Source organism: Streptomyces sp. DvalAA-14 (assembly GCF_900091855.1).
GTDB lineage: Bacteria > Actinomycetota > Actinomycetes > Streptomycetales > Streptomycetaceae > Actinacidiphila.
Map to the genome: position 1 here is coordinate 24,629 of NZ_FMCH01000475.1, position 9,114 is coordinate 33,742.

Annotated in this window: 5 protein-coding genes and 1 pseudogene; 3 read left to right on the forward strand and 3 right to left on the reverse strand. The window is 75.1% G+C overall.

Annotation, left to right across the window (positions count from 1 at the left end; translation table 11 throughout):
• Complete coding sequence (locus GA0115240_RS24765; protein WP_093739796.1) at positions 1-933, reverse strand: winged helix-turn-helix transcriptional regulator; 933 nt, start codon at positions 931-933, stop codon at positions 1-3.
• 97 nt (positions 934-1,030) lie between these two features.
• Here GA0115240_RS24765 and eno point away from each other — a divergent pair, with 97 nt between their 5' ends.
• From eno to GA0115240_RS24780, 3 genes are all read left to right on the forward strand, one after another.
• Positions 1,031-2,320, forward strand: coding sequence for a phosphopyruvate hydratase (eno, locus tag GA0115240_RS24770; RefSeq protein ID WP_093739810.1), 1,290 nt, complete (start codon positions 1,031-1,033; stop codon positions 2,318-2,320).
• A 245-nt stretch (positions 2,321-2,565) separates the two neighbouring features.
• Positions 2,566-3,390, forward strand: a complete 825-nt coding sequence (locus GA0115240_RS24775; RefSeq protein ID WP_093739798.1) for an FAD binding domain-containing protein — start codon at positions 2,566-2,568, stop codon at positions 3,388-3,390.
• Entirely contained in the window at positions 3,387-6,119 is a 2,733-nt protein-coding gene (locus GA0115240_RS24780) for a molybdopterin-dependent oxidoreductase (RefSeq protein ID WP_093739800.1), read from the forward strand. Before GA0115240_RS24775 ends, GA0115240_RS24780 begins: the two co-directional genes overlap by 4 nt.
• Here GA0115240_RS24780 and GA0115240_RS24785 read toward each other — a convergent pair.
• Together GA0115240_RS24785 and GA0115240_RS37200 are read right to left on the reverse strand one after the other, a co-directional pair.
• Positions 6,106-6,897 (reverse strand): alpha/beta fold hydrolase, encoded by a 792-nt coding sequence (locus GA0115240_RS24785; protein ID WP_093739802.1) that lies wholly within the window; start codon positions 6,895-6,897, stop codon positions 6,106-6,108. The genes GA0115240_RS24780 and GA0115240_RS24785 overlap by 14 nt on opposite strands.
• A gap of 117 nt (positions 6,898-7,014) precedes the next feature.
• Positions 7,015-9,114: pseudogene (locus GA0115240_RS37200) on the reverse strand (hypothetical protein); the annotation flags it as partial.

A 9,114-nucleotide genomic window follows, 5' to 3' on the forward strand; every position in this document is an offset into this window, starting at 1 on the left:
TCACCTGGCCGCGGCGGTCGCGGCGGCCAGCTGGAGGGTCTGCTCGACGGCTCGCGGGAGGTCGTCGACGGGGAACAGCGCGTGCCGTACGGTCCGCTCCGGGTCGATCACGAGGACGAGGCGTTTGAGGTGCAGCCGGCCCGCGGCCCGGAAGACCGGCAGGCGCAGGGCGGCGGCCAGCCGTTGGCCGGCGTCGGAGAGCAGCGGATACGGCACGGACTCCGCGCGGGCCAAGGCCGCCTGTTCGTGCGGGAGTTGGCTGCTGACGCCGTGCACGGCCACTGCGGCGCCGCGGAAGTCGGGCCAGGCGTCGCGGAAGAGCCGGTTCTCCCCGCCGGCCCCGGCGACCCGGGCGATCCCGGCAGCCCCCGCAGCCCCGGTAGCCCCCGCAGCCCCAACGGCCCGTGCGCCCCCGGGAGTCCGGTCCCCGTCCCGGTCCGGCTCGCTGCCGGGGTAGGTGAACAGCACGGTGGCTGCCGCATCCGGCGCGACGACCGGGCGGTCGGCGCCGTCGGCGGCGGGCAGCTGGAGGTCCGCGGGCAGCCGGGCGCCGACCAGGGCCTGGACGCGGGCGTGCTCCGCGCTGTCCGCCGCGGCCGTCGCGGTGGCGCTTCCGTCGCCGAGCACCCACCGGTCGCCCCACTCCTGCAGGGCCATCAGCAGGGGCAGCAGGGCCAGTCCGGAGTCGGTGAGCAGGTATTCGTAACGGACCGGGCGCCGCTGGTAGAGGACCCGCCGCAGCACGCCGCGGGCGACGAGCCGGCCGAGCCGCTCGGTGAGGACCTTGCGGGACAGGCCGAGTTCGGCGGCGAGGGTGTCGAAGCGGACGTGGCCGCGCGCGATCTCCCGCAGGACCAGCACGTTCCACCAGTCGCCCATCACGGTGGCCGCCTGGGCGATTCCGCAGTCCTCGTCGGCGTTGTGCATCCTCATCCGCACAGAGTACATTCCCTTTCGGAACTCACTTTGTTTTTCGGGGGAACATACTCCCTCGGCAGGGACCGGACGTGAGGAGAGCGCCATGGCCGCCATGACCGCCATCACCCGTATCGCCGCGCGCGAGATCATCGACAGCCGGGGCCACCCGACCGTCGAGGTCGACGTCGAACTGGCCGACGGCTCGACCGGACGGGCCGCGGTGCCCTCCGGGGCGTCCACCGGCGCCCGGGAAGCGGTGGAACTGCGCGACGAGGACCCGGCCCGCTTCCACGGCAAGGGAGTCCGGCGGGCCGTGGACGCCGTCAACGAGTCGATCGCCGACGCCGTCGTGGGCCTGGCCGCGGAGGACCAGGCCGCGGTGGACACCGCGCTGATCGAGCTGGACGGCACCCCTGACAAGGCCAGGCTCGGGGCGAACGCGATCCTGGGCGTCTCCCTGGCCACCGCCAAGGCCGGCGCGCTCGCCCACCGGCTGCCGCTCAACCGCTACGTCGGCGGCGTGGACGCCCGGCTGCTGCCGGTGCCGATGATGAACATCATCAACGGCGGTGCGCACGCCGACAATCCCCTGGACTTCCAGGAGTTCATGATCGCGCCGATCGGCGCGGCCACCTTCGCCGAAGCGGTACGGATGGGCTCGGAGGTCTTCCACACCCTGCGCGCCGACCTGCTGGCCGCCGGCCACAGCACCGCGGTCGGCGACGAGGGCGGCTTCGCGCCGGATCTGCGCACCGCCGAGGAGGCGCTGGACTTCCTCGTCCGCGCCGTCGAGCGGACCGGCTACCAGCCCGGCGTTGACATCACCGTCGTCATGGACCCGGCCACGTCGGAGTTCTACCGCGACGGGGTGTACGACTACGCCGGCGAGGGCGTACGCCGCAGCGCGGCCGAGCACGCCGACTACCTGGCCTCACTCGTGGACCGCTACCCGGTGGCCGCCATCGAGGACCCGATGGCCGAGGACGACCGCGACGGCTGGCGTCTGCTCACCGCGCGGCTCGGCGAACGCTGCCAGCTCACCGGTGACGACGTCTTCTGCACCAACCAGACGCTGCTGGGCGAGGGAATCCGCGACGGCGTCGCCAACTCCGTGCTGGTGAAGGTCAATCAGATCGGCACCCTCACCGAGACCCTCGCCACGGTCGCCACCGCGCACCGCGCCGGCTACACCGTCGTGATGTCCCACCGTTCCGGCGAGACCGAGGACACCACCATCGCCGACCTCGCCGTCGCGACCGGCTGCGGGCAGATCAAGACGGGTTCGCTCTCCCGCTCCGACCGCACCGCCAAGTACAACCAGCTCATCCGCATCGAGGAGGAACTGGGCACCCAGGCGCGCTACGCCGGCCGGCGGGCCCTCGCGCTGCGCCGCCGACCCTGACGCGGGCCCCGCCGGGCCATCCGTCGGCCATCCGTCGCCCATCCGTCGCCCATCAGTCGGCCCGCCCGGCGCACAGGGCGCCCGCGCGCGTCCTTCTCGCATTCGCCGGGCCGGTGCGGGAGACTGCGTCAGCAATGACCGTGCGAACAAGCGGTACGCCCGTTGTCCGATCCTCCAGGCCCCGGCCGGTGTTTCTGTGCGGTGAACCAGTCGTCGCGACCGGCTCCGGGTTGTTTGACTGAGCCATGGACCTGAACACGGTGCTGGAGGTACGGGACGCCCGCGACCCCGTCGCGTGGCGTCCGGGTGACGCCTGGCTGGCCGGCGGCACCTATCTCTTCTCCGAGCCGCAGCCCCGGCTGCGGCGGCTGCTCGATCTGAGCCGGATGGGCTGGGAGCCCGTGGTCCTGCTGCCGGACGGCTCGCTGGAGATCGCGGCCACCTGCACCATCGCGCAGCTGTCCCGCTTCGGCAGGAGCCTGCCGGCCGCGGCCGCACCCGTGATCGAGCAGTGCTGCCGGGCCTTCCTGGCCTCGTTCAAGATCTGGAACATGGCGACCGTCGGCGGGAACCTGTGCAACGCCCTGCCCGCCGGTCCGATGATCTCGCTGACCGCCGCCCTCGACGGGAGCTGCCTGCTGCGCTCCCAGGACGGCGCGGCGCGCCGGATCCCCGTCGCGGACTTCGTCACCGGCGCCGGCCGCAACGACCTCGCCGACGGCGAACTGCTGCGCTCGGTGACGCTGCCCGCCCGGGCCCTGGCCCGCCGGACCGCCTTCCGGCAGGCGTCGCTGCACGGGCTGGGCCGGTCGGGCGTCCTGGTCGTCGGAACCCTGGACCCGCTCGACCGCTCGGTGCGGATCACCGTCACGGCCGCGACCGTGCGGCCGGTGCGGCTGTCGTTCCCGCTGCCGCCGTCGGCGGCCGGGCTGCGCGCCGCCATCACCCGCGCGGTCGCCGACGACGCCTGGTTCGACGACATCCACGGGCTGCCGCCGTGGCGGCGGCACATGACCCTGCGGCTGGCGGAGGAGATCCGCGCCGAGCTGAGCCAGGACGGTGCGCGATGACCTTCTCGGTACGGATCAACGGCCGGCCCTTCGACGCCGAGCCGCGTCCCGGGCAGTGCCTGCGCACGTATCTGCGCGAGCGCGGCTGGTTCGGGGTGAAGAAGGGCTGCGACGCCGGCGACTGCGGGGCCTGCACCGTCCATGTGGACGGCGAGCCCGTGCACAGCTGCCTGTATCCGGCCTTCCGCGCGGCCGGCCGCACGGTCACCACCGTCGAGGGCCTGGCTTCCGGCCAGGGCGAACTGCACCCCGTACAACAGCAGTTCCTCGACGCGCAGGGCTTCCAGTGCGGCTTTTGCACGGCCGGCCTGCTGATGACCGCGGCCGCCCTGGACGACGAGCAGCTCGACGACCTGCCGCGCGCGTTGAAGGGCAACTTGTGCCGCTGCACCGGCTACCGGGCCATCGAGGACGCGATCCGCGGCGTCAAGCACGCCGAGGCGCCCGGCGCGGGGCAGTCCGTGGGCCGCAACCTGCCCGCGCCGGCCGGACCGCAGGTGGTCACCGGGACCGCCCGTTTCACCTTCGACGTCGAGGTGCCGGGCCTGCTGCACATGAAGCTGCTGCGCTCGCCGCACGCCCACGCGCGGATCACCGCCGTCGACACCGCCGCCGCCCTGGCGGTGCCGGGCGTGCACGCCGTCCTCACCCATCACGACGCGCCCGAGCGGCACTTCTCCACCGCCCGGCACGAGCACCCCGAGGAGGACCCGGAGGACACGCGCGTGCTGGACGACACCGTCCGGTACATCGGCCAGCGGGTCGCGGCGGTGGTCGCCGACAGCGAGGCCGCCGCCGAGGAGGGCTGCCGTCGCGTCGCGATCAGCTATGAGGTGCTGCCGGCCGTCCTCGACCCCGAGGAGGCGATGCGGCCGGGCGCCCCCGTCGTGCACGCGAAGGACGCGGTGCGGGCCAGGATCTCCCGCCCCCGCGACAACGTGGCCGGCGAGACGCACGGCGAGGTCGGCGACGTCCGGGCGGCCTTCGCGGCGGCCGACGCGGTCTACGAGCAGACCTTCCGCACCCAGCGCGTCCAGCACGCCAGCCTGGAGACGCACGGCGCGGTCGGCTGGATCGACGACGACGGCCGGCTGACGGTGCGCAGCAGCACCCAGACACCGTTCCTGACCAGGCGCGCGCTGTGCGCGCTCTACGACCTGCCCCCGGAGCAGGTGCGGGTGGTGGCCGGCCGGGTCGGCGGCGGCTTCGGCGGCAAGCAGGAGATGCTGGTCGAGGACATCGTCGCGCTCGCGGTGCTGCGCCTGCGCCGGCCGGTGAAACTGGAGTACACCCGCGCCGAGCAGTTCCACGGCGCCACCACCCGGCACCCCTTCACCGTCCGGGTGAAGGCCGGCGCGCGCGCGGACGGCACGCTGACCGCCCTCGAACTGCGGGTGGTGTCCAACACGGGCGCGTACGGCAACCACGGGCCGGCGGTGATGTTCCACGCGTGCAGCGAGTCGCTGGCGGTCTACCGCTGCCCGAACAAGAAGGCCGATGGATACGCGGTCTACACCCACACCGTCCCGGCCGGGGCCTACCGCGGCTACGGCCTCGGGCAGGTCATGTTCGCCGTGGAGTCGGCGCTGGACGAGCTGGCGCGCCGGCTCGGCATGGACCCGCTCGACTTCAAGGCGAGGAACATCATCGGACCCGGCGAGCCCATGGTCACCGCGAGCGGCGAGGAGGAGGACCTGCACATCGCCAGCTACGGCCTGGACCAGTGCCTGGCCGTGCTCCGGCGCGCCCGGGCCGAGCCCGCCGCCCCCGCCCCCGACGGCTGGCTCACCGGCGAGGGAACGGCGCTGGCCATGATCGCCACCGGGCCGCCCGGCGGCCACATCGCCGACGCCCGCGCCGCGCTGCTGCCCGACGGAACCTTCGACCTGGCCGTCGGCACCGCCGAGTTCGGCAACGGCACCACCACGGTCCACCGGCAGATCGCGGCGGGCGAACTCGCCACCACCGTCGACCGGATCACCGTCCGCCAGTCCGACACCGACGTCGTCCGGCACGACACCGGCGCCTTCGCCTCCACCGGCGTCGTCGTCGCCGGCAAGGCCACCCTGCGCGCCGCCCGCGCCCTGGCCGACGAACTCCTGGACTTCGCCGCCGCCCACCTGGGCGTGCCCCGCTCGTCCTGCCGGCTGTCCGAGGACGCCGTCGAGTACGGCAGCCAGGGCGGCAGGATCCCGCTGGCGGACCTGCACGCGGCGGCCCGCGCGGCCGGGGTCGATCCGGCCGCGGACGGCCACTTCGGCGGCACCCCGCGCTCGGTCGCCTTCAACGCCCAGTGGTTCCGTCTCGCCGTCGACCCCGGCACCGGCGAGGTCCGCGTGCTGCGCAGCGTGCACGCCGCCGACGCCGGCCGGGTGATGAACCCCATGCAGTGCCGCGGCCAGATCGAGGGCGGTGTCGCCCAGGCCCTGGGCGCCACCCTCTTCGAGGACGTACGCCTCGACGAGCACGGTGCGGTGACCACGGCGGCCTTCCGCAGCTACCGGCTCCCGCAGTACGCCGACATCCCGCGCACCGAGGTGCACTTCACCGCGACCGACGACGCCATCGGCCCGCTGGGCGCCAAGTCCATGAGCGAAAGCCCCTTCAACCCCGTCGCCCCGGCCTACGCGAACGCGCTGCGCGACGCCACCGGCGTCCGGTTCACCGAACTCCCGCTCACCCGCGACCGGGTATGGCTCGGCCTCGGAGCCGATGTCACCCGGCCATGATCCGGGCCAGTTCGGCCGGGTGGGCCAGGTGCGGGAAGTGGCCGCCCCCCGGCAGGACCGTGACGGCGGCCGCCGGCAGGACCGACTCCAGCCACTGCCGGTAGGCCGCAGGCACCTCGCCGCCGCTCACGTAGTGATAGGGCACGCCGGCTTGGCCGATCGTGCGCAGATCGCGGACCCTGGCCTCCCGGTGGGTCCGCTCGGGCACCGACATCAGCTCCTGCCAGTAGCCGAGCAGCAGGTCCTGCCGGGGCGAGGTGGCGGTCTCCACCAACTCCCGTGCGGCCGGCGGCAGCAGCTCGATGTGCATGCCGGCGAGCAGCGAGTTCCAGACGCTTTCCCAGTCCGGACCGCGCAGCACCGGCTCGGCCTTGCGCAACAGCTCCCCGAAGCCGCCGACCAGCAGCGGCTGGTCGATGTTGACGACACCGCGGGTCGGATACCTGCCGGCGTAGATCGTCGCCAGCGCGCCGCCCAGCGAGTGCCCGACGATCACCGGCGCGCCGAGGCCGGCCTCGGTCACCGCCCGGTGCAGCGCCGTGACGATCTCCTCGCCGCGGTAGGTGTCCCGCCGCGGCGAGTCCCCGTGCCCGGGCAGATCCAGCGCGACCACCCGGCGGCCCGGGTCGATGACGGCCAGCTCCCGCAGCACGGGCGCCCACTGGCGGCGGTCGTAGGTCAGGCCGTGCAGAAGCACCAGCGGCGGGCGCTCGTCGTCGGCGCCGTAGCTGCCGGCGGCCAGCCCGCCGAAGAACGCTGTGGTGGAAGTGTCGCGCATGTCCGTGTCCCGTCTCGAGGTTCCGCCCAGGACGGCGTAACCCCGCGCGGCACATCGTGTTCGTGACGTGGGTCACCCGCGCCGCCCGCGCCGCCCGGGCCGCTCCGGAGCGCTCCGTCAGGCGCGCACGCTCCACCGGGCCGGGCCGCCCGGCGCGGGCTGGTAGCGGAAGAAGCGGCCGGTGCGCAGCGACGCCCGCAGGTGGGCCCCGGCCAGCGGCGCGGCCGACTCCACCCGTTTGACCGTCGTCCACAGCGCCCGGGTGGCGTTGACGCGGGCCCGTTCGGTCTCGCCGGCCTGGGCACGGGGCCGCCCGCCGAGCCCGGTGGCCCGCCGGAGCTCGGCCAGCAGCGCGGTCCGCTCCGCCTGGGCGGACCGCGCGCGGTCGAGGTCGCCGGCCCGGTCGGCCGCGTCGAGCTGCCGCGCCAACTCGGCCAGCCGCCGCCGGTAGGACGAGCGGGCGGTCTCGTCCAGCACCGGGTCCGGGTCGGGCACCCGAAGGCCCGCCCCGCCGGCCACCAGGTCCAGGGCGGCGATCTCCTGCCCCGGCGCGGCCAGCAGCGCCGCCAGATACCGCACCCCCCGCCCGTCGCGCAGCCGGGCGGACTCGCTGTCCGCCGCGAGCAGCCAGTCGTCGCCGTCCCGGGTCAGCCGCCACCCGCCGGCCAGCGGGTCGAGGGCGGCGAGCAGACCGCTCATGCCGAGCTGCCCGGCGATCGCCCGGGCCCGGCCGAGATCCGTCCCGGCGCGGGCCCGGTCCGGGCCGTGGTCGCGGGCGGACCGGGCCCCGGCCAGGGCGGCCAGGGTGTGCGCCTGCCAGGGCAGGGCGCCGATCCGCCGGGCCAGTTCGGCGGCGCTGTCGAGATGGGAGACGGCGTCGTCGAGCCTGCCCAGCCGGGTGGCCAGCAGGCCCAGGTAGTGGTCGACCGGTCCGGTGATGGTGTTGGCGCCGCCCCAGACCACCAGGCGCCCCGCGTAGGGCGCGAGCGCGTCGTACAGGGCCTGGGCGGCGGCCGGCTCGCCGGTCCGGGACGCCACCACCGCCAGGTCGGCCATCACCCCCAGCCAGCGCGGACCGGATCCGGCCAGCGCGGACGGCAGCAGCCGCTGCAGCTCCAGCCCCGCCTGACCGGTGCGTCCCGACTCCACCAGTACCCGGGCGGCGGCCGCCTCGAAGAAGTGACCCGGCAGCCGCCGGGCCAGCGCACGCCAGGGCTCCACCAGGATCTCCACGTCGCCGCGCAGCGCGGCCCGGCTGCCGCGCAACGTGCCGACCAGGCGCTCGGTGTCGGCCAGGCCTGCCCGGCGGCCCCGCACCGCCACCTGCTCCGCGAGCTCCTCCCCCTCCTCGAAACGGCCGCGGATCGTCGCCAGCATCGACTGCCGGGCCAGCACCACCACCGCCGCCTCCGGGTCGCCGGCCTGTTCCCCCGCCCGGGCGTACGCGGTGAGCGCCGCCTCGGCGGACCCCAGGTCGCCCAGTTCCGCCAGGGCGGTGAAGCGCCAGAACAACCCGCGCCGCTCGGTCGCCGCGTCCCCGGCCCGCCGGGCCTGCGCCACGATCTCCGAGGCCGTGGTGAGGCGTTCACCGGCGGCCGCCGGATCCCACAGCGCGTGCAGCCGGGAATCCAGGACTTGGGCGACGACGCCGGGATCACCGGTGGCCCGGGCCAGCGCCACCGCCTCGTCGATCAGTGCGCGCCGGCGCGCACCCGCGGACGGGTCCCCCAGCAGCTGCCGGGCGAGGCGTGCCAGCACCCGGGCCCGGTCGGCGGGCGCGATCGGATGTTCCGCGGCGGCCTCCAGAAGCCGGATCAGTCCGGTGTCGAGGTCGAGGAACGCTGCTTTCGACGGCGCGTTCAGCGCCAAGTGGGTCAGGGCGTCGGCGGCGGGGTCCAGACCGGCCAGCTCGCGGGCGAGCGCGAGGGCGGCCCCGGGCAGCCCGGCCGAGGCCAGCCACACCGCGTGCACCGCCCGCGGTGGCAGGCCCGTCAGGGCGGCCAGCTCCGCTTCGGCCAGGCCGGTCAGCCGCAATTCGGCCGCGGCGCCGAGCGGATCGACCGCCGTGGCGAACAGGGCGGTCGTGCCGGACTCGAGACCGGACGCGAGGCGGGCCAGGAAGGAGACGGCCGCGGGGCCGGCCCGGTCGACGTCGTCCACCAGGAGCAGGCGGGGCCCACCACGGCTGAGCGCCCGCGCCAGACGAGCGAGGCGGTC